We start from the raw sequence: 21,597 nt of genomic DNA, 5'->3' as shown, positions 1-21,597 counted from the left end.
TACCCCTCTGGAGGCCACAGACGGCGGGGCCTCCAGAGCACTTTGTCGTTTTTGGACGGAAAATCCCTAGAACCCCATCATCGAGATGATGGTGGGCCGCCGACTGGAAGAACAGTACCCGCGTCTTGAGCGCGAGCTTGGTCCCGTCAGCCTGCAGGTGAAGGATCTGGCCGGTCCCGGCGTGCGCGGGGTGAGTTTTTCCCTGCGTCAGGGGGAAATTCTGGGCTTTAGCGGCCTGATGGGCTCCGGCCGCACCGAGCTGATGAAGCTGATCTACGGCGCCAGCCCCATCAGCGCCGGTGAAGTGCAAGTTGACGGTCATGCTCTGGTGCCCAAAAGCCCGGCCGATGGGCTGGCCGCAGGCATCGCCTATATCTCCGAGGATCGCAAGGGGGATGGGCTGGTGCTGGAGCTGTCGGTGCGCGAAAACATGAGCCTGTGCGCCCTCGACGAGTTCATCAGCAACGGCAAGATTGACGGCAAGGCCGAACGGCAGGCGGTGAGCGACTATGTGCGCCTGTTCAACATCAAGACCCCGAGTCAGGATCAGCTGATAAAGCTGCTTTCCGGCGGCAACCAGCAGAAGGTGGCCATCGCCAAAGGGCTGCTGACCCGGCCCAAAGTGCTGATCCTCGACGAGCCGACCCGCGGCGTCGACGTGGGGGCGAAGAAGGAAATTTATCAGCTGATCAACCAGTTCAAGAAGGAGGGGATGAGCATCATTCTGGTCTCCTCCGAAATGCCGGAAGTGCTCGGCATGAGTGATCGCATCATGGTGATGCACGAAGGGCGCATCAGCGCAGAGTTCAACACCCGCGACGCCAATCAGGAGAAGCTGATGGCGGCGGCAGTCGGTAAACAGTGGCAAGCAGAGCAAGAGGCATCCCAATGACAACCCAAACCCTTTCCCGCCGTGGCGTCATGAGCAAGGCGTGGTGGATCGAGAACAAATCCCTGGTCGCGCTGCTGGTCCTGATTGGTGTGGTCTCTTTCCTGAGCCCCAACTTCTTCACCGCCGACAACCTGCTCAACATCCTGCGCCAGACCTCGGTCAACGCCATCATGGCAGTCGGCATGACGCTGGTTATCCTCACCGCCGGCATCGATCTGTCGGTCGGCTCGGTGCTGGCCCTGTGCGGCGCGCTGGCCGCGACCATGGTCGCTATGGAGCTGCCGATCTGGCTGGTGGTGCCCCTCACTCTGGGGGCCGGTGCCCTGCTTGGCGGCGTCAGCGGCCTCATCATTGCCAAGGGCAAGGTGCAGGCGTTTATCGCCACCCTGGTCACCATGACCGCCCTGCGCGGCATCACCATGGTCTATACCGAGGGTCGCCCCATCTCCACCGGTTTCAGTGACGGCGCCGATCACTTCGCCTGGCTCGGTACCGGTTACCTGTTCGGTCTGCCGGTACCCATCTGGCTGATGGCCATCGTCTTCCTGCTCGCCTGGTTCATGCTCAACCACACCCGTCTCGGTCGCTACATCTACGCGCTGGGCGGTAACGAGTCTGCCACCCGCCTCTCCGGCATCAATGTGGATCGGGTGAAGCTGGCGGTGTATGGTCTGTGCGGCGCACTCTCGGCGCTGGCTGGGCTTATCGTTACTTCTCGCCTCTCCTCTGCCCAGCCGACGGCGGGCATGGGTTACGAGCTGGATGCCATCGCTGCGGTGGTGCTGGGCGGAACCAGCCTGATGGGCGGCAAGGGCCGCATCATGGGCACCCTGATAGGTGCCTTGATCATCGGTTTTCTCAACAATGCCCTCAACCTGCTCGACGTATCGTCCTATTACCAGATGATCGCCAAGGCCAGCGTGATCTTGCTTGCCGTGATGATCGATAACAAAAGCAACCGTTAATAAGACAAGCCACACACAAGGAATGAAATGATGAAAAAGCTCAATACCCTGCTCGCTGCCGCCATCATGTCCGTGCTGGGCACTGCCCAGGCCGCCGATCAAACCCTGGCGATGGTGGTCTCCACCCTCAACAACCCCTTCTTCGTCACCATGAAAGAGGGTGCAGAAGCCAAAGCCAAGGAGCTTGGTTACGAGCTGGTGGTGCTGGATTCCCAGAATGACCCGGCCAAAGAGCTCTCCAACATGGAAGATCTCACCGTGCGCAAGGTCGGCGCCATCCTGATCAACCCGACCGACTCCGAAGCAGTCGGCAACGCCATCCGTCTGGCCAACCGCGCCAACATTCCGGTGCTGACCCTGGACCGCGGCGCCGCGCAAGGCGAGGTGAAAGCCCACATCGCCTCCGACAACGTGGCGGGCGGCAAGCTGGCCGGTGACTTCATCACCGAAAAACTGGGTACCGGTGCCAAGGTGATCCAGCTGGAAGGGATTGCCGGTACCTCCGCCGCCCGCGACCGTGGCGAAGGTTTTGCCCTGGCCGTGGCAGCCAACAAGCTGCAGGTACTGGCTTCCCAGCCTGCCGACTTTGACCGCACCAAGGGTCTGAACGTCATGGAAAACCTGCTGGCAGCCCACCCGACCGTACAGGCCGTGTTCGCCCAGAACGACGAGATGGCGCTGGGTGCCATCCGCGCGGTGCAGGCTGCCGGTAAAGAGGTGATGATCGTCGGCTTCGACGGCACTGACGATGGCAAAGCCGCCGTTGCCAAGGGTAAACTGGCCGCCACCGTGGCCCAGCAACCTGCCCTGATCGGTGCCATCGGCGTCGAGACTGCCGACAAGGTGCTCAAGGGTCAGCCGGTCGAGAAATCCATCCCGGTTCCGCTGCAAGTGGTCAGCAAATAAGTGCACAAGGGGGAGGCTCGCCTCCCCTTTTTCCCCTCAGTCGCGGTGCCTCCCGGCTTGAGCTCACTCAGTCATTGTGTTCAAGCCAAGATGCATCAGGAGTAGTCAACATGAAACGTCTCGTCGTTCTGGGCAGTGTCAATGCAGACCATGTGCTGCGCGTTCCCCACTTTCCTCGCCCGGGTGAAACCCTGACCGGTCACAGCTATCAGGTGGTCCCGGGTGGCAAGGGGGCCAATCAGGCGGTTGCTGCCGCCCGTCTCGGCGCCCCGGTCTCCTTTATCGCCCGTATCGGTGATGACGCCATCGGCCACCAGATGAAAACCGGCTTTGCCAAAGATGGCATCGACGTCAGTGCCGTCGAGCTCGACGACACCCTGCCCACCGGTATCGCCATCATCTATGTCAGCGATGAGGGGGAGAACAGCATCGGCATCTCCGCCGAAGCCAACGGTGCCATCACCCCTGCCGTGGTGAAAAACCACGAAGCGATGATTGCCGACGCCCATACTCTGCTGCTGCAGCTGGAAGTGCCGCTGGAGAGCGTCCATGAAGCTGCACGTTTGGCGCGTGCCCACGGCACCCGGGTGGTGCTCAACCCCGCCCCTGCCCGTCCGCTCTCCGCTGAGCTGTTGGCGCTGGTGGATCTCATCACCCCCAACCAGACCGAAGCGGAACTGCTGACCGGCGTCAAAGTCACCGACGAAGCCAGCGCCCGCGAGGCGGCCACCCGTTTCCACCAGATGGGCATTGCGGATGTGATGATCACCCTGGGCTCCCAGGGGGTCTATTGCAGCAACGCCAAGCAGCAGCAACTGATCCCGGGTTTTCGGGTGAAAGCGGTCGACACCACGGCTGCTGGCGATACCTTCAACGGCGCCCTGCTGGCCGCCGAGCTGGCCGGGGCCGACTTCAACGGCGCAGTGCGCTTTGCCCACGGCGCAGCGGCGCTCTCTGTCACCCGGTTTGGCGCCCAGAGCTCCATCCCGAGCAAGCAGGAGGTTGACGCCTTCCTGCTTGAGCAGAGTGCACAGGGGCACTGATGGCCAATATCAAGGAGGTGGCGGCGCTGGCGGGGGTCTCTACCACCACCGTCTCCCATGTCATCAACGAGACCCGCTTCGTGGCCGAGGAGACCCGTGAGCGGGTCTTCGCCGCCATGCGCGATCTGAACTACGCCCCGAGCCTGGTGGCCCGCAGCCTCAAGGTGAAGGAGACCAACAGTATCGGCATGCTGGTCACCACCTCCAGCAACCCCTTCTTTGCCGAAGTGGTGCGCGGGGTGGAGCGCTACTGTTTCGAGCAGGGCTACAACCTGATGCTGGGCAACACCGAGGGGCAGGCCGAGACGGAGCTCTCCTACCTCAAGATGATGTTGCGCAAGCGGGTCGATGGCCTGCTGATCATGTGCAGCGAGGGCCAACAAGAGGTGTTCAACCAGCTCGACTGGCTCAAGAGCCTGCCGGTGGTGGTGATGGATTGGGGGCTGGTCAGCGAGGATGTGGATCTTATCGCCGACAACTCCTTCCACGGCGGTTATCTCGCAACCCGCCATCTGATTGAGCTGGGCCATACCGCTATCGGCTGCATCTCCGGCCCCCAGAGCCGTGCCCCCGCCAACCAGCGCCAAGCTGGCTTTGAGCAGGCGCTGCAGGAGGCGGGTCTCACGATCAATCCGGAGTGGATCCAGGAGGGAGACTTTGATTGCGCCAGCGGTTTTGCCGCCATGGAGCGGCTGCTGGCACTCCCTTCGCGCCCCACCGCTCTCTTTGTCTGCAACGACATGATGGCGATGGGAGCCATCAGTGCCGCTCATCAGGCGGGCATTGTGATACCGCGGGATCTCTCCATCGTCGGCTACGACAACGTGGCGCTGGCGCAATACCTCTCGCCGCCGCTCACTACCGTCAACCAGCCCAAAGAGGAGCTGGGACGGCTGGCCGTCACCCGCCTGCTGGCGCGCATCAACGGCGAGGCGGTGGAGAATCACCTGATCACCGTCGACCCGGATCTGGTGATCAGGCAATCCTGCGCCCCCCTGCCCGCGCAATCGTAACGGGCACCCGCTATCGGACAAAAACGCCGCGGAAAACAAAATCACCACACAACAAAAAGGCGACTCCCCGAGTCGCCTTTTGCTTTTCTGCTATCCCTAGTACCTAGCGTTCACGCATCTCCATCCAGTTGTGCCCCTCGACCTGCCGGGGCTGATGGATGCCGCACGCCTCCAGCAACTCATCGACATAGGCGGGCACCAGCAGAGAGGCGGGGCCATAGCGCTTCTCGTCAAACTGGCTACCCACCTCGCTCGGCTCGAGATTGAGCTCGATGGTGTGCGCACCGTTGAGGCCCGCCTCATGGACAAACCCGGCGGCCGGATAGACAGCCCCCGAGGTGCCGATGGAGATAAAGAGATCGCACTGGGCCAGCGCGCTGTAGATCCGATCCAGCCCGAGCGGCATCTCGCCAAACCAGACCACATGGGGGCGCATCGGCTGGGGAAACTGGCAGCAGGAGCAGAGCTCGTCCTGATGGAGATCGCCGCGCCACTCGATCACCTGACCAGACTCGGGGCAGCGGGCCTTGAGCAGCTCGCCGTGCATATGGATAAGGTTCTTGCTGCCCGCACTCTCGTGCAGATTGTCGATGTTCTGGGTCACCAGGGTGACCGTGCCGGGCAGCAGTCGCTCGAGGCGAGCCAGCGCATAGTGGGCCGGATTGGGGTGAACCTGGGGCTGTTGCAGCTGTTTGCGGCGAGAGTTGTAAAAGCGCAGCACCAGATCGGGATCCCGGGCATACCCTTCGGGGGTCGCCACATCCTCGACCCTGTGCTCTTCCCACAAACCGTCGCAGGCGCGAAAGGTCTTGATGCCGGATTCCGCCGATATCCCCGCACCGGTCAGGATCACGATATGTTTATATGACTGCGCCATAAGCTGCTCCGTCTATCCCCGCACAATAAATGTGACCTTAGCACAGGGAAAAAAGTGTCACTATTCGCCCTTGGTCTTAAGCGGCGCCGCTGACGGCACTGACAACCAGCCATCCAGTACCGACAGATCCAGCCTGACAAAGACCATCTCCCGCCCGGTCACCAGGGTCAGCGGCAAGCCAAGGCGCTTGAGCAGAGTCAGCATGGGACGATTCTGGGCCAGCACTTCCGCCGTCCACTCGCGGATCCCGTCCGCCCTGGCCAGCAACGCCAGCGCCAGCAGAATGCGCCGCCCCGCCCCCTTGTGCTGAAAGTGATCCGCCACGATGCAGGAAAACTCCGCCCGATCGGGATGAAGACGGCGGCGGATCGATTGCGCCTGCGCCAGTGGCTCACCGGCGAGATCGGTGAGCAGCAGCGAGATCTGATGTTCGGGATGGTAATTGAGAAATTGCGCGACCTGTTCCGGTAGCGGCGTCCGTTTCGGGCGCATAAAGCGCAGATAGATGCTCTCTTCACTCAGTGCATCGTAAGCGGCCAGCATGCGGGCAGGCGCCACACCATGCAGCTCGCGCAGCAGGCAAGGTACCTCAGCAACATTCATCGCCAGTGGCAGCGCGGCCCGAGATTCTGGATGGGGCCAGCCCTCCAGCCCTTTGCCAAGGCGCTCCCGATGCATGGGCCAGCAGAGGTAGCGCGCCATGGCTTACCAGCGCCCCGTCATACCGCGCTCTCGCCACAGGTCGACATCGAGCAGGTTGTAAGGGTCATCCAGATAGACGGCGATCCCCAGCTCCTTGACCCGGGCCATAAAGCGTCCCAGCAGGGCGTCACCGGTCAGGGACTCCATCTCCGGCAGGATCCCCTGCCCCAGCAGCAAGGCTTGCAGCGGCAGACGCTCCAGCAGATCGAATGGCAGATGCTGGCTGTTGTCGAGCAGCAGCGCCAGCTTGCTCCCCGCCAGACTGGCTTGCAGCACCAATGCGAAGCGATCGGCATTGCCGAGCAGGTGATCACGCCGGTGGATCAGCAAGGTCAATTCGGATGGCGCACGCGACTGCTCCGCCAGCCACTCCTTGAGGGCATCCCAGCGGCTGGGCAAGCCCGTCACCGCCAGCCAGACCGGATGTGGAGTCGCGGGGCTGGAGAGCAGACCAAGCTGGCCTTGCACCTCCCCCTGCCAGCTACGAATCGTGCGGCGCTGGCCACTCAAGCGCTGCTGACGCAACGGCCCCAGATAGAGTCGGCGCAGCAACCTGAGCAACGCATCGCAGTCGAGGGGCTTGGCAAGCGCAGCCAGAATATTGAAACCGGCATCGTGCAGCAGGCGACGGGCACCGTCGATCAGCGTCTGCTCATGGGCGGAGAGCAGCACGATGGGCAACCCCTCTTGCTGCAACCTGGGCTGACTCATCAGCAGACTGATGGCATCCTGCTCCACCAGACTGAGATCGCACACCAGCAGGCGAGTATCGCCCGCCGCCAATGCGGCAAGACAGGCAGCCTCATCCTGTACCCACTGGCAAGATAGCCCCAGCGCGGCGATGGTTTGCTGCAGTTGCATCCCCTGAAACGGGTGATCCTCGAGCAGCACTATCTTGTTGGCCGCCAGCCAGCAGCACCAGTCACGGTAACTGGCCGCGAGCCCTCCCAACCAATCCTCGCCGATGGCATAAATGCCCTGATGCGACTGCATTTGGGGAAAATAGTCTGCCTGCTGATGAGCGGCGGGATCGTAAAGTGCGATGGCGCCGGCCGCAAACAACCCTTCCCACTGCCAGCAGGCATCCGGTTGGGTGCGGTGCAACGTCACATAGGAGGGTAGTGTCGTGGCGCTGGCCAGTGCATGAGAGACGCCATCAAGGGCATAGAGCACGATGGGGCAAAATCCTGCCGCCTCGTGCTCTTCTGCATCGAGCAACGCCAGTAATTCTTCATCAGTGATGATCATCTTGAGCCCTCTTTGAAAACTGCTGGCTGAACTCATCCAATGCCCGGTTCAATCTGGCTTGCAGCGCCGGATGGGGCGCTGCAAGCCACTCTTCAATGACCGCCACCAACGCAGTCGCCCCTACCATTCTGGCGGCCCCCTTCAACTTGTGTAAAGCAGCATTCACGCCAACTGCATCTTCTTCTGCGCAACAGCGATCAAGTTCGGCCAAATCATCACGGGTCGCCTTCAGATACAGGGCGGCCAGTTCATCGGTCAGCAGCGAGACAACCGGTGTCGGGGCGACGGCATTGCTCCCTGCTCTGGCAATATGACGCAGCAAAGTCGCCAGCTCCTTGAGGGCGACCGGCTTGTCCAGATGACCATCGCAACCACAGGATTGCAGCTCATTGGCAGCCTGTTCGCTGAGATCCGCGGTGATCACATAAACCGGCAGACGGGCCCAACGGTCAGATTGGCGCAACGCTCTGCACAGCTCGGCCCCGTTCATCACCGGCATCTGCAGATCGGTCAGCACAAAGTCCACCTCGTGCTGCGCCAGCAGATCCAGCGCCAACTGCCCGTTGGCGGCAGTGATAACGCTGGCACCGAGTTGCCCCAGTTGCAGGCTGATCAGCTCGCGATTGACATCGTGATCTTCCACCAACAGGACCCGCATGCCTAGCCCGGGCTGGGTACCGGCGACCGGCTGTTCAGGGGTTAATCGCGGTTGCAGCAGGGTAATGATGGTGCCGGGTACCCAGGACTCCCCCTGCCAGGCCCAATAGTAGAGCCCCTGTTCGTCCACCTCTGCTTGCAGCGTATCCACGGCGTTGCTGGCGGTGGCGATCCCCAACCGGCTGAGCCAGGGCGAAAGGGCCTCTGCCTCATCGTGAGGTAAAGAGAGCGCCAGCTGCCGCACCCTGGGCTGCCACTCCGGCTCCTGCGCCACCCGTTTGAGGGGTAACTCGCAGAAGAAGCGGCTGCCGCCACCGACGCGCCCCTCGACATCGATAAGGCCGCCCATCTGCTCGATCAGCTGCTTGCAGATCGCCAGACCAAGGCCGGTGCCTGGTGCCCGCAGCTGTCCTTCAACGGCAAACTGCTCGAACGGCATAAAAAGCGTGGGGCGCATCCTGGCGGTGATCCCCGGTCCCTGATCATCGACCCCGAAGCGCAGGGTCGCGTCTGCCAGCTCGGCCCACAGCACCACCTCCCCACGCTGGCTGAACTTGATGGCATTGGAGAGCAGATTGTGAAGCACTTGCCGTACCCGGTGAGGGTCGAGGGTCTGCAAGGCAGGCAGCGCCGGATCCAGCTGCAAGCGCAGTTGCAATCCCTTGGCCCGCGCCTTGGTCCAGTGCACCGCCGCCACGTGCTCGCACAGCTCGGCAAAATCGGTAGGCTGGGGCGAGAGGGAGAGTTGACGGCTTTCATTGCGGCTAAAATCGAGCACATCGTTGAGCAGGCCGAGCAACTCGTCCCCCGCCTGCCGTACCCGTGCCAGTGCAGACCCTTGTTCCTGTGACAACGGCGTCGTGGCCAACCACTCAAGCAGGCCGAGAATGGCATTCATCGGCGTGCGGATCTCGTGACTGATGGCGGCCAGAAAACGGCCCTTGGCCTGCACCGCCTGCTGCGCCTGCTCATGAGATTGTTGCAGTGCCTGATCCTGCTCGACCCGGGCGGTGGCATCCTGCATCACCGCATAGATCCGCCACCCCTGCGGCTGACTGCGGCCACGGCCATAGAGCTGCAACCAGCGCACGCCCTTGGTGGGATGGTGGTAACGCAGGGTGAACGCGAAGGGTTTGCCTGCCTGCAACATGGCGAACATCTCGCGCCGCACCCGGCTGCGATCCTCGCGCTCCAGCATAGCGAGCACCCGTTTCGGCTCACGGCGGATCTGCTGGCTCGCCAGCCCCAGCAGCTCGTAACAGCCGCGGCTGATAAAATCGATGGCCCCCACCCGCCCCCGCTCGAACATAAACTGCAGCACCACGCCGGGCACGGTATTGGTCAGGGCGCGCAGACGGCGCTCTGCCTGACGCAGGAAACGGGCCTGCTCACGCAGCACGCTGATATCCGACAGGGCGATGAGATCGGTGGCGGGCGCCTGCTTGTCCAGCCGCAGTGGATGCTGGGCATAGGCGAAGACCTGCTCCCCCAGCACCAACTCCCCTTCACTCTTCTGGGGCTGTACCGGCGGCAACATCAGCTGCTGCGAGTAGCGCAGGGCCAGACGTCGCCCCTGCTTGTTGGATTTGATCACCTTGCCCTCACTGTTGCGCAGATAGACGGGCACCGGCAGCGCCTGAAACATGGTTTCCCGCAACTCGCTCTCGATGGCCAGCGCCTTCTCGGCGGCGTGACGCTGGGCTACCTCCCGAGCCAGTTGCTGGCGAGAGCGCCAGATCCCGCCGATGACGATACCGCTGATCAGCAGTGCCATGGCGATGGATCCAAACCAGGCGGCATAGCTCACGCCGGGCTGCTGCACGACGAGCAAGCGGCGCCAACGCTGGTTCAGCTCATCGATCTGGGTGCTGGTCAGGGCCATCAGGTTGCGATCCATCACCCCGGCCAGCTCGGTCTGGTCTTTGTTGATGGCAAAACCCAGGCCGAAACGATCCTCCAGCTCCTCGATATCGAGACCTTCCAGCAGATTGGTGCGCTGGGGATATTGCAGCTGATAAAGCTCGCTCAGCATGGCGTCAGCCTTGCCCTGTTTGATCGCCGCCAGCCCCTGCTCGAGGCTGTCGGTGCGAAGCCACTCCTGATCACCGAGCAGGGCGAGCAGGGAGGGATCGTAGAGGGACTCCGGCACCAGAATGCGCTGGCGCTTGAGCTGGGTGATGTGATCGGCAACCACCTTGCGCTTGCTGATCAAGGCAAACCGGTTGATGGAGATCGTCCGGCTAAAGATGAATTCGTCCGTCAGTGCCGGGGATTCCGGCAAACCGGCCATCATATCCGCCTCACCGCGGCGCAGCTTTTCTATCGCCTCGGCCTTGCTGGCGGCAGCCACCAACTGGTATTTCAGGCCGGTCTCCTGGGTGACCCAGCGCAGCACATCCGCACTCCACCCTTTCGCCTCCCCCAGCTCATTGACGCCGCTATAGGGCATCAACTCGGGATTGACCACCAGACGGACGGTGCGCCCCCGGCCAGAGAGCCAGGCCTGTTCGGTATCGCTGAAGTGCAACTGGTTGACATAGAGCGATCCCTGATCGAGATAGCGACCCAGATCGGCATAGAGGCTGCCGGCAGGCATGTAGCGGATAGCGGTATCGATCAGGCGAGCCAGCTCCGGTTCGCCACGCATCATCAAGCGATAACTGACCACCCGCTCATCCCCCAGCAACCGGCGCAGTCGCAAGCCATCGGCGGGAAATTCGCGCATCAGATAACGCAATTGCAGGTAGTCACCCAGATAGGCATTCCCTTTGCCGCTCTCCAGCGCCGAATAGAGATCTTCCCCCTTCGGCAGTTGCCTGATCACCGCATTCGGGTAGAGCGCCCTGAGCATCCTGCCGGAGCTGGTAGCAGCCGGAACCAGAAAGGTCGCATGTTCGAGATCACCACGGTAGAGAATGGCGGCATCCGTCTCCATCATCGCCCGGCTGACCAGCATATCGGGCAACACGGTCGAGATCGGACCGACATGAGGGACTATGTCGCAGTGGCCTCGCAGCAGCGCATCGCGCACCGCTTGCCAGTCGGGCAGTTCGTGTACCTTGAGCGGGACTGGCAGCACGGCGGCCAGCTTGGCGATCCGATCCTTGAGCAGACCTCCCCCCGCTAACAAATAAGGGGGCGGAAGGGTGGCGGGATAACAGATCTCCAGCTGGGTGATGGAGTCGACATAGGCCTGGGTCGCCGGTGCCAGCGGCAGCACTGTGGTCTGCAATCTCGTGGACTGCGGCGGCTTGGCTTGCAACGGCATGACCAGCACTGTGGTCAGAAGCAGAAGGGGAATTTTTGTCATCTGAAAACAAAAGCCAGGCATCTGCCTGGCTTTTTATCACTCGTTGGGTTCAACATTTTCTACCCTGGCCTTGAGCTTCTGGCCAGGCCGGAAGGTCACCACGCGACGGGCGCTGATAGGAATATCCTCGCCCGTCTTGGGGTTACGTCCGGGACGCTGATTCTTCTCACGAAGGTCAAAGTTACCGAAGCCTGAAATCTTGACTTGTTCACCACGCTCTAGCGCCTGTCGGATTTCCTCAAAGAAGGCTTCCACCATATCTTTGGCTTCACGCTTGCTCATCCCGAGTTGGGTGAACAGGTGCTCTGCAATGTCGGCTTTGGTAAGCGCCATAGATCAATCCCTCAAGGATGCATTCAACTCTTCACCGAGGGCCCGCACGACATTGTCTACGGTCTCGGCAATCTCTTTCTCCTCCAGGGTGCGCTGGGTATCTTGCAATACAAGACTGATGGCCAGGCTCTTCTTGTCCTCTGCCATACCAGCACCCTGGTATACGTCAAACAAGTTTATTCCAACTACCTGATTTCCGCCAACTTTTTTAATTACCGCAAGCACATCACCTGCCAGAACCTGACGATCGACCACGACGGCGATGTCGCGACGGTTCGCCGGGAACTTGGAAACTTCGGCAGCCACCGGCACCTTGGCCGGGGTCAGCTTGTCCAGCTCCAGTTCAAACATCGCCGCGCGGCTCTTGAGGCCCAGCTTCTTCTCGAGGCTCGGGTGGATCACGCCGATGTGGCCGATCACCTCGCCATTACGCAGGATCGCTGCGCTCTGGCCCGGGTGCAGGGCGCTGTGCTCGGTACGCTCGAAGGTAAAGGTGGCCCCTTCGGCGGTCAAGTCCAACACTGCTTCCAGATCCCCTTTCAAATCAAAGAAGTCGGCTGCGCGGGTTTTGATGTCCCAGTGCTCGTCGCTCTGGTTGCCAGTGATGATACCGGCCAGCATCGGCTCCTGACGGATGCCGTTCTCGGCGCTTTCTTCCTTGATGAAACGCAGACCCTGCTCGAACAGACGCACGCGCGGCTGCTGACGATTCTGGTTATAAACCACCGCCTGTACCAGACCCGGGAACAGAGAGACGCGCATGGCGGACATCTCGACCGAGATCGGGTTCGGCAGCACGATGGCATCGCTCTGCGGGAACAGGGTTTGCTGGGTCTTGGGATCGACGAAGCTGTAGGTGATCGCTTCCTGGAAACCGCGGTCAACCAGCAGGTCACGCACGCGCTTCAGGGTCACCTGCCCTTCTGCCTGCTCAACCATCGCCAGAGAGGCGGCGGGTTTCAGGTTCGGGATGTTGTTGTAGCCGTAGATGCGGGCCACTTCCTCGATGAGGTCTTCCTCGATGGCGATATCGAAACGCCAGGAGGGCGCGAGCGCAGTCCAACCGTCAGCATCCACAGTGACCAGCATGCCGAGGCGAGTCAGGATCTCGACCACCTGAGCATCAGCCACGCTGATACCGATCACCTTGTCGAGCTTGCTACGACGCAAGCGGATGGGTGCCGCTTTCGGCAGATGGGCATCGGATTTGACCTCGATGACCGGACCGGCTTCGCCGCCACAGATATCCAGCAGCAAACGGGTGGCACGATCCATCACCTTGGCTTGCAGCTCGGGATCGACCCCGCGCTCGAAGCGGTGGGAGGAGTCGGTGTGCAGACCGTAGGCGCGGGCACGACCGGTGATGGAGAGCGGTGCGAAGAAGGCGCACTCCAGCAGGATGTCGGTAGTGGTCTCGGAAACACCGGTGCGATTGCCACCGAAGATACCGGCCATGCAGGCAGGGCCTTTGGTATCGGCAATCACCAAAGTAGTCTCTTTGAGCTTCACTTCGTTGCCGTCGAGCAGGATCATCGGCTCATCAGCGTGGGCACGACGCACCACCAGTTCCCCTTCCAGGGTAGCCAGATCGAAGGCGTGCATCGGCTGGCCATATTCCAGCAGCAGGTAGTTGGTGATATCGACAATGGCGTCGATGGAACGAATGCCGCCACGACGCAGCTTCTCTTGCATCCAGAGCGGGCTCTGTGCCTGCAGGTTCAGCCCCTTGATGACGCGACCCAGATAACGGGGGCAATCGGCGGTTGCTTCAACCCGGATCGGGAAAGTTGCATCAATTGTGGCAACAGCTGGCGCCCAGGTCGGCTCGACCACGTCCACGCTGTTGAGCACGCCAATCTCACGGGCGAGACCGGCGATACCGAGGCAATCGGCACGGTTCGGGGTCAAATCCACGTCGATGCTGACATCGTTGAGCGCGAGGTATTCGCGAATATCGGTACCGATGGGGGCATCGGCCGGCAGCTCGATGATGCCATCGGCTTCGACGTCGATACCCAGCTCACTGAAAGAGCAGAGCATGCCGTGGGACGGCTGGCCGCGCAGTTTGGCTTTCTTGATAGTGAAATCACCCGGCAGGGTCGCCCCTACTTTGGCCACGCACACTTTCAAGCCCTGACGGCAGTTCGGCGCACCGCAGACGATGTCCAGCAGCTCGGCCTCGCCTACGTTGACCTTGGTCACCCGCAACTTGTCGGCGTCAGGATGCTGGGCGCACTCGACCACTTCACCCACCACCACATTGTTGAACTGGCCAGCCACCGCTTCCACGGCGTCCACTTCCAGACCGGCCATGGTGATCTGCTCGGCCAGTGCATTGTCACTCAACTCGGTGCGGACCCACTCCATCACCCAGGATTTACTGAATTTCATGTTCTCTCGCCCTTACTTGAACTGCTTGAGGAAGCGCAGGTCGTTTTCGAAGAAGGCACGCAGGTCGTTGACCCCGTAACGCAGCATGGTCAGGCGCTCAACGCCCATGCCGAAGGCAAAGCCGGAGTATTTTTCCGGATCGATACCAACCGAACGCAGTACGTTCGGGTGCACCATGCCGCAGCCCAACACTTCCAGCCACTTGCCGTTCTTGCCCATCACGTCTACTTCGGCACTCGGCTCGGTGAACGGGAAATAGGAAGGACGGAAGCGAATGGTCAGGTCTTCCTCGAAGTAGTTGCGCAGGAAGTCGTGCAGAATGCCCTTCAGCTCGGTAAAGCTGGCATGCTCGTCAACCAGCAGACCTTCAACCTGATGGAACATCGGGGTGTGGGTCATGTCGTAGTCGTTACGATAGACGCGGCCCGGTGCAATGATGCGGATCGGCGGCTGTTGCTGCTGCATGGTGCGGATCTGCACACCGGAGGTGTGGGTACGCAGCATCAGATCAGGATTGAAGTAGAAGGTATCGTGATCGGTACGCGCCGGGTGGTGAGCCGGAATATTCAGCGCATCGAAGTTGTGGAAGCCATCTTCAATCTCGGGACCACGGGCCACCTTGAAGCCCATCTCGCCAAACAGGCGCTCGATGCGTTCGATGGTGCGGGTTACCGGGTGCAGACCGCCATTCTCGATGCGGCGGCCCGGCAGGCTGACGTCGATGGTCTCTGCGGCCAGCTTCTGGTTCAGCACGGCGACTTCGAGTGCTTCACGACGCTCGTTCAGGGCATCCTGAACCTGCTGTTTGGCCTGGTTGATCACGGCGCCCGCGGCGGGACGCTCTTCGGCAGACAAGGCACCCAGGCCCTTCATCTGCTCGGTAAAAAAGCCCTTTTTACCCAGATATTTGACCCGGATTTCGTCGAGGGTAGCGATATCGCTCACGCCCTCAATTTCGGCTCTGGCTTGGCCGACTACTTCTTCAAGCTGTTGCATGTCTTCCTCGTCACCACTCCCGGTACAGGAGCCTTTAGGCTAAATAAGGTCAAGAGGGGAATAATACAAAAAAAGCCCCTTCGCTGACCATAGTTAAGGTGGGCTTTTCTCCCTACAAATCATTTTGTTATATCAAGCGAGTCTCATCGGCTCACCGCCACTTTTGAAATAGTGGAACAAACATCTAGTTTGTTGGCATATGAACCATTTGTAGAACAAGTCATCTCGCACATATCACCTTGTGTGGAGAAATCTGTAGCGCGTGTAAAACAGTGGACAGAATATGGACGGGAGAATGGAAAAAGTGATGTAAAACCGTGAATGACAGATACAAAAAAGGAGGCCTGAGCCTCCTTTTAACGTTTATAACAGGACTGGATTAAACCAGAGCTGCTTTAGCTTTTTCAACCAGGGCGGTGAAAGCCATTTTGTCGTGAACGGCGATATCGGACAGGATCTTGCGATCGATCTCGATAGAAGCCTTCTTCAGACCGTTGATCAGACGGCTGTAGGACAGACCGTTCTGACGGGCTGCAGCGTTGATACGCGCAATCCACAGCTGACGGAACTGACGCTTTTTCTGGCGACGGTCACGGTAGGCATACTGACCAGCTTTGGTTACCGCTTGTACCGCTACGCGGTAAACACGGGAACGGGCGCCGTAGTAACCTTTGGCGGCTTTCATTACCTTCTTGTGACGAGCTCGAGCAGTCACACCACGTTTAACTCTTGGCATTTTTCACATCCCCCCTTATGCGTACGGCAGACAAGCGACAACACGTTTGTGGTCGGCAGCAGAAACCATGAATTTCGGTCCCAGCTGACGCTTACGCTTGCTGCTCTTCTTGGTCAGGATGTGACGCAGGTGGTTGTGCTTGCACTTGAAGCGACCCGAGCCAGTCTTTTTGAAGCGCTTTGCAGCACCCCGGTTGGTTTTCATCTTCGGCATTTCATACTCCGCATTGTGAGTGACAACAAAATCGCAAGGCGAACCGACTCACGGGCGAACCCGTGAGTCAATTTCTTGTGGGCCTTAAGATTTCTTCTTGGGTGCGAGGACCATCACAGCTTGACGGCCTTCGACTTTCGGGAACGACTCGACTACGGCCAACTCTTCCAGATCGTTCTTGACGCGTTCCAGAACCTTGATACCAAGATCCTGGTGGGCCATTTCACGACCACGGAAGCGCAGGGTGACCTTAGCCTTGTCCCCGTCTTCCAGAAAGCGAACCAGGTTGCGTAGTTTTACCTGATAGTCGCCTTCGTCAGTGCCAGGACGGAATTTGATTTCCTTGACCTGGACGACTTTCTGCTTTTTCTTCTGTTCTTTGGTTGTTTTGCTCTTTTCGTAGAGGAATTTGCCGTAATCCATGATCCGGCAAACGGGCGGCTCAGCATTTGGACTGATCTCGACCAGATCAACTCCGGCCTCTGCGGCCAAGTTCAGAGCATCCTGAATGGTAGTGATGCCGATGGCTTCACCATCCAGACCAGTCAGACGAACTTCTTTCAGACGGATCTCTTCATTGATCCGGTGAGCGCGGGCTTGCGGTTGCTTGCCCAGTTTTTTTCCGCCTTTTATAGCTTATTCCTCCACTTTCTTTTGTCCGCGGGTCTGAACTTCCTGGGTCAACAGAGCGATGAACTCTTCAACAGGATAAGTGCCCAGGTCAGCCCCTTTACGAGTCCGTACTGCAATCTTACCGGCTTCAACTTCTTTATCGCCGCAGACCAGCATGAAAGGTACTCGTTTCAAAGTATGCTCGCGGATTTTAAAGCCAATCTTCTCATTTCTCAAGTCCGCTTTTGCGCGAATGCCCGCATCATTCAATGCTTTGGCTACTTTCACCGCATAATCGGCCTGATTATCCGTGATATTCATGACCACAGCCTGAGTCGGCGCCAACCAGGTCGGGAACAGACCGGCGTACTCTTCTGTCAGAATACCGATGAAACGCTCGATAGAGCCCAGGATGGCCCGGTGGATCATCACAGGGACATGACGCTCGTTGTTTTCACCCACGTAAGTGGCACCCAAGCGACCAGGCAGGGCAAAGTCGAGCTGCACGGTACCACATTGCCACGCACGATCAAGGCAATCGTGCAGAGTAAATTCAATCTTGGGACCGTAGAACGCCCCTTCACCCGGCTGCAGATCGTACTTCAGACCGTTGAGTTCCAGCGCTTCGGCCAGTGCTTTCTCGGCGCGATCCCACATCTCGTCGGAGCCGATACGCTGCTCGGGACGAGTGGAGAGCTTGACCACGATGTTCTCGAAGCCAAAGGTACCGTAGACGTCATAGACCATACGAATACAGCCGGAGACCTCTTCCATGATCTGCTCTTCGGTACAGAAGATGTGAGCGTCATCCTGAGTGAAGCCGCGCACCCGCATCAGACCGTGCAGGGAACCGGACGGTTCGTTACGGTGGCAGGAGCCAAACTCGGCCATACGCAGCGGCAGATCACGGTAGGACTTCAAACCCTGGTTGAAGATCTGGACGTGACCCGGGCAGTTCATCGGCTTGATGGCGTACTCGCGGTTCTCGGACTGGGTGGTGAACATGGCCTGGGCATATTTTTCCCAGTGACCTGAACGCTCCCACAGCACACGGTCCATCATGAACGGACCTTTCACTTCCTGATAGTCGTACTCTTTGAGCTTGCCGCGGATAAAGGTTTCCAGCTCACGGAAGATGGTCCAGCCATCGTTGTGCCAGAACACCATACCGGGCGCTTCTTCCTGCATGTGATACAGGTCGAGCTGCTTGCCGATCTTGCGGTGGTCGCGCTTGGCGGCCTCTTCCAGACGCTGCAGATAGGCCTTGAGCTGCTTCTTGTCAGCCCAGGCAGTACCGTAGATACGCTGCAGCATCTTGTTGTTGGAGTCGCCACGCCAGTAGGCGCCGGACATCTTCAGCAACTTGAAGTGGTGGCAGTGACGCATGTTGGGCACGTGCGGGCCGCGACACATGTCGATGTACTCTTCGTGATGATAGAGACCTGGCTGGTCATCACGGGCAATGTTCTGATCCAGGATTTCGACTTTGTAAGACTCGCCGCGCGCCTCGAATACATCGCGCGCTTCTTGCCAGGAGACTTTCTTCTTGATGACGTCGTAATCCTTGGCTACCAGCGCCAGCATGCGCTCTTCCAGGGCAGCCAGATCTTCATCGGTCAGGGTGCGGTCAAGATCAACGTCGTAGTAAAAACCGTTGTCGATGACAGGACCGATGGCCATCTTGGTCTGGGGCCAGAGTTGCTTGATAGCGTGACCCAGCAAGTGGGCACAGGAGTGGCGCAGGATGTCCAGACCTTCTTCGTCTTTGGCGGTGATGATGGCCAGCGCAGCATCGGCTTCGATCAGCTCGCACGCATCCACCAGTTCACCGTTTACCCGACCGGCAATGCACGCCTTGGCGAGACCGGGACCGATGTCCGCGGCCACATCCATGACGGAAACAGAGTGGGCAAATTGACGTTGGCTGCCGTCAGGCAGAGTAATGATTGGCATTATGTGTTTCCTTATACAGTGGTGACCCCTACCAAAGGTCACATGCGGGATGGAAAAAGAGATTCGAATAAGGTGATGTTCCGGTTCTCCACAGCACTTTGCGAAGACGGCCTGACACGTAAACAGCATGTCTAACGTGACAAACCAAGCCAAAACGGCACCATGCTACCAGAAGTCACCGTGGCTGTATCGGATTTGATGAGATTTTCTACAGTTAAATGAGTCGCTTGCCGACTATTCACCAAGCAGGGATTGCCAGTTGAAGTCAAAACGACTGTTCCCCTCCTCGGCTAGTGCCAGCTCCTGCAGCACCTGAAGCGCCAGCTTGTTGCCCTTTTGCGCTGCCTGATAGAGCCACTGTTTCGCCTGAGAAAGATCGACACGCCCACTCGCCCCCATCAGATGAAGCACCCCGACTTTCAGCATGGCCGGCACATCGCCATTGCGGGCAGCCAGATCCATCCAGTGAAAGGCTTGACGCAGATCCCGCTTCACGCCTGCTCCGCGCAAATAGACATCCGCCAGCCGATATTGACCGAAGGGATCCCCCGCCTGCGCCGACTGATTATAGAGCGTGATGGCCCGATTCATATCCTGCTCACTCCCTTGCCCCACCTCATGACTCCAGCCCATCAGCGCCTGCGCCCTTGGTTGCCCCTGCGCCGCCAGTGGCGACCAGATCCGGGTCGCCTCATCGAAGTGACCGGTACGCCAGGCACGGTTGGCGGCAGCCATCTCCTGCTCTGTAGAGAGCGGGAGCAGACGCCAGATAACTAGAGCAAGCAGACCAATAAACAGCCAGCGGGAAGTGGTGGGGCTCATGATGATTTCCGTTATCCAGTTCTCATTTTGTCTATGTAAACGAAATGTAGCGCCGCAATCAAGCAAGAGATCCCTGCGACAACCCTTTTTGCACCCGGTCGCTCAGCAGTAGTTGTCATTTGTCCGGGGCACCTGCAAAATAACTGTATGTATAACCAGTACTAGTGCGCACCATGGCAGGACGAGGCAGCCCCCACAATATCGATCACCGTTTTAGCGGCCCCCTTGTCGAAACGGTCGATGACGGCTGGCAATCGTCCGATTGGGATGCCGCCTTCACCCCCTCTGTGCCTAGCACCAAGGTACGGGAGATCGATGCACGCAGCATCATCAGCTACAACAGCTCGCCGGATGTACCGTTTGGTCGCTCCATCAACCCCTATCAGGGGTGTGAACATGGCTGTATCTACTGCTATGCCAGACCCAGTCACGCCTATCTGGAGCTCTCCCCCGGCCTCGATTTCGAGAGCAAGCTGTTTGCCAAACGCAATGCAGCCGATCTGCTACGTCGGGAGTTTGCCAAACCGGCCTATCAGCCACAGACCATCGTCATTGGCGCCAATACCGACCCCTATCAACCCATCGAGCAGCGCTATCGCCTCACCCGGCAGTTGCTGGAAGTGATGCTGGCCCATCGCCATCCGGTCGGCCTCATAACCAAGAGCGCCATGATCTTGCGTGACCTCGATCTGTTGACCGAGCTGGCCAGAGAGGGACTGTGTCAGGTGATGGTGTCGGTGACGACCTTGAACGAAACCCTGCGGCGACAGCTGGAGCCCCGCGCCAGCACGGGTGCCGGCCGCTTGAAAGTGATCGAGAAGCTGGCCAACGCTGGCGTGCAGGTGGGGGTACTAGCCGCCCCCATGATCCCGCGGCTCAATGAGCCGGAGCTGGAGCAGATCATCAAATCGGCCGCCGAGGTTGGCGCCAGCTGCGCCGATTACATCCTGCTGCGATTACCCCACGAGTTGGCTCCGCTATTTGGTGACTGGCTCGATACCCACTATCCGGGCCAGAAGGAGGCTATTTTGAATCAGTTGCGAGCCAGCCGCGGTGGCGGGCTCAACAGTACCGCCTTCGGCACCCGCATGCGCGGTGAGGGGCATTTTGCCGATCTGCTGGCCCAGCGCTTTCGCCTTATCAGCAAGCGCCTTGGACTTGGCAAACGCCATATTCAGCTCAGGCTGGATGGGTTTATCCGCCCAGGGGAGCAGCTGTCGCTCTTCTAATCCCCCTCTCATGCCCTGCATATATCAGGTGCACAGCCCTTGCCTGCCAAGAGGTCGAGAGGAAGACCTGCCGCGACACATCCTGTAGGAACCCCGCTTTTCCGAATTTTCCAACGGATTAGCTATGTCACGACATGATCGCACTATCCGGTAAAGACAGGGCAAGCGCCTTAGCCTGCTCGCTGATCCCGACCCTGTTGCACCATTTCAACCGGCAGTCGCGAGGGTTCATGGGCCACTTCGTGCTCATCCTCGCCATACTGCGGCACCGCTGACGCTCCCCATACCCGGCTCCACCAAATTTCCCACGTGATCCAACTGGTCATATGCAGCTCCTGACGGTGAAGGTGATGGCAACGGCGCACCACTCGCTCGGCAGGATAGCGGCTGGGGATGACAGGGAAATGACAAAAAAATCACTTGTAAACAGGCAACGGGCCGTGGCGGGGAAAAGCCGAAACAGCTCACATATTCGGCGAAACAACCCTGAAAGCGGTCACAAATCTGCAGGTTGTGGATTGCAGCCCACCTTGTTCCCGCCAAAGCTGGCTTGCCCATTCAAGCATGTATAAAAACAGGGACACAATAATGAAACACACAGCGGGAATCTGGGCGATCGCAGGTGGATTTGACCCCATAGGTCCAGACACTTTTTCCCGCTTAGGGTTGTGATACCCGACTGCGCAGAAATTCCCGTGG

19 protein-coding genes and 1 pseudogene are annotated in these 21,597 nt (G+C 59.5%); 6 read left to right on the top strand and 14 right to left on the bottom strand.

Features of this window, described 5'->3' with window-relative positions:
* Window positions 1-76: 76 nt before the first annotated feature.
* The 5 genes and pseudogenes from PG888_RS20045 to PG888_RS20025 all read left to right on the top strand — a co-directional run.
* Window positions 77-892, top strand: a pseudogene (locus tag PG888_RS20045) (ATP-binding cassette domain-containing protein); the annotation flags it as partial.
* Window positions 889-1,857: a ribose ABC transporter permease gene (gene rbsC, locus PG888_RS20040; protein WP_005336670.1), complete on the top strand. Its 969-nt coding sequence runs from the start codon at window positions 889-891 to the stop codon at window positions 1,855-1,857. The pseudogene PG888_RS20045 and the gene rbsC, both read left to right, overlap by 4 nt.
* A gap of 30 nt (window positions 1,858-1,887) precedes the next feature.
* Window positions 1,888-2,763 carry a ribose ABC transporter substrate-binding protein RbsB gene (gene rbsB / locus PG888_RS20035; RefSeq protein ID WP_042061682.1) on the top strand — a complete coding sequence of 292 codons (876 nt, stop codon included), beginning with the start codon at window positions 1,888-1,890 and terminating at the stop codon, window positions 2,761-2,763.
* A 110-nt stretch (window positions 2,764-2,873) separates the two neighbouring features.
* A complete protein-coding gene (gene rbsK / locus PG888_RS20030; RefSeq protein ID WP_182937469.1) occupies window positions 2,874-3,806 on the top strand; it encodes a ribokinase in 933 nt (310 codons plus the stop codon).
* On the top strand, window positions 3,806-4,819 hold the full coding sequence (locus tag PG888_RS20025) for a substrate-binding domain-containing protein (RefSeq protein ID WP_270694123.1): 1,014 nt from the start codon (window positions 3,806-3,808) through the stop codon (window positions 4,817-4,819). Before rbsK ends, PG888_RS20025 begins: the two co-directional genes overlap by 1 nt.
* A 103-nt stretch (window positions 4,820-4,922) precedes the next feature.
* On the opposite strand, the gene cobB is transcribed toward PG888_RS20025, so the two are convergent.
* The 12 genes from cobB to PG888_RS19965 form a co-directional block, all read right to left on the bottom strand.
* On the bottom strand, window positions 4,923-5,696 hold the full coding sequence (gene cobB, locus PG888_RS20020) for a Sir2 family NAD+-dependent deacetylase (protein ID WP_042061687.1): 774 nt from the start codon (window positions 5,694-5,696) through the stop codon (window positions 4,923-4,925).
* A gap of 60 nt (window positions 5,697-5,756) precedes the next feature.
* Entirely contained in the window at window positions 5,757-6,398 is a 642-nt protein-coding gene (locus PG888_RS20015; protein WP_270694124.1) for a GNAT family N-acetyltransferase, read from the bottom strand.
* Window positions 6,399-6,401: 3 nt separating this feature from the next.
* Window positions 6,402-7,646 (bottom strand): response regulator, encoded by a 1,245-nt coding sequence (locus tag PG888_RS20010; RefSeq protein WP_270694125.1) that lies wholly within the window; start codon window positions 7,644-7,646, stop codon window positions 6,402-6,404.
* Window positions 7,633-11,634: a response regulator gene (locus PG888_RS20005; RefSeq protein ID WP_270694127.1), complete on the bottom strand. Its 4,002-nt coding sequence runs from the start codon at window positions 11,632-11,634 to the stop codon at window positions 7,633-7,635. Before PG888_RS20005 ends, PG888_RS20010 begins: the two co-directional genes overlap by 14 nt.
* Before the next feature lie 15 nt (window positions 11,635-11,649).
* Window positions 11,650-11,946, bottom strand: a complete 297-nt coding sequence (gene ihfA, locus PG888_RS20000; protein ID WP_005300715.1) for an integration host factor subunit alpha — start codon at window positions 11,944-11,946, stop codon at window positions 11,650-11,652.
* 3 nt (window positions 11,947-11,949) lie between these two features.
* Entirely contained in the window at window positions 11,950-14,337 is a 2,388-nt protein-coding gene (pheT, locus tag PG888_RS19995; RefSeq protein ID WP_270694129.1) for a phenylalanine--tRNA ligase subunit beta, read from the bottom strand.
* Between the two features lie 12 nt (window positions 14,338-14,349).
* A complete protein-coding gene (gene pheS / locus PG888_RS19990) occupies window positions 14,350-15,333 on the bottom strand; it encodes a phenylalanine--tRNA ligase subunit alpha (RefSeq protein ID WP_005351972.1) in 984 nt (327 codons plus the stop codon).
* A gap of 379 nt (window positions 15,334-15,712) precedes the next feature.
* Entirely contained in the window at window positions 15,713-16,069 is a 357-nt protein-coding gene (gene rplT, locus PG888_RS19985; protein ID WP_005336687.1) for a 50S ribosomal protein L20, read from the bottom strand.
* A 15-nt stretch (window positions 16,070-16,084) separates the two neighbouring features.
* On the bottom strand, window positions 16,085-16,282 hold the full coding sequence (gene rpmI, locus PG888_RS19980) for a 50S ribosomal protein L35 (protein WP_005336688.1): 198 nt from the start codon (window positions 16,280-16,282) through the stop codon (window positions 16,085-16,087).
* An 84-nt stretch (window positions 16,283-16,366) separates the two neighbouring features.
* The gene (infC, locus tag PG888_RS19975; protein WP_205422431.1) at window positions 16,367-16,897 is read right to left on the bottom strand and encodes a translation initiation factor IF-3; all 531 of its coding nucleotides are present in this window, start codon (window positions 16,895-16,897) and stop codon (window positions 16,367-16,369) included.
* 21 nt (window positions 16,898-16,918) lie between these two features.
* A complete protein-coding gene (gene thrS / locus PG888_RS19970) occupies window positions 16,919-18,847 on the bottom strand; it encodes a threonine--tRNA ligase (protein ID WP_111808229.1) in 1,929 nt (642 codons plus the stop codon).
* 234 nt (window positions 18,848-19,081) lie between these two features.
* Entirely contained in the window at window positions 19,082-19,669 is a 588-nt protein-coding gene (locus PG888_RS19965) for a tetratricopeptide repeat protein (protein WP_182937483.1), read from the bottom strand.
* 173 nt (window positions 19,670-19,842) lie between these two features.
* Between PG888_RS19965 and PG888_RS19960 the strand changes: the two genes are divergently transcribed.
* Window positions 19,843-20,898: a PA0069 family radical SAM protein gene (locus PG888_RS19960; RefSeq protein WP_270694132.1), complete on the top strand. Its 1,056-nt coding sequence runs from the start codon at window positions 19,843-19,845 to the stop codon at window positions 20,896-20,898.
* A 170-nt stretch (window positions 20,899-21,068) separates the two neighbouring features.
* On the opposite strand, the gene PG888_RS19955 is transcribed toward PG888_RS19960, so the two are convergent.
* Window positions 21,069-21,224 (bottom strand): hypothetical protein, encoded by a 156-nt coding sequence (locus PG888_RS19955; protein WP_182937487.1) that lies wholly within the window; start codon window positions 21,222-21,224, stop codon window positions 21,069-21,071.
* A gap of 138 nt (window positions 21,225-21,362) precedes the next feature.
* A partial coding sequence (locus tag PG888_RS19950) for a hypothetical protein (protein WP_270694134.1) occupies window positions 21,363-21,597 on the bottom strand: 235 nt, incomplete at its 5' end.

It is taken from the genome of Aeromonas sp. QDB23, from assembly GCF_027707745.1.
Lineage (GTDB): Bacteria > Pseudomonadota > Gammaproteobacteria > Enterobacterales > Aeromonadaceae > Aeromonas > Aeromonas allosaccharophila.
This window is presented reverse-complemented; position numbering and strand designations above follow the sequence as displayed.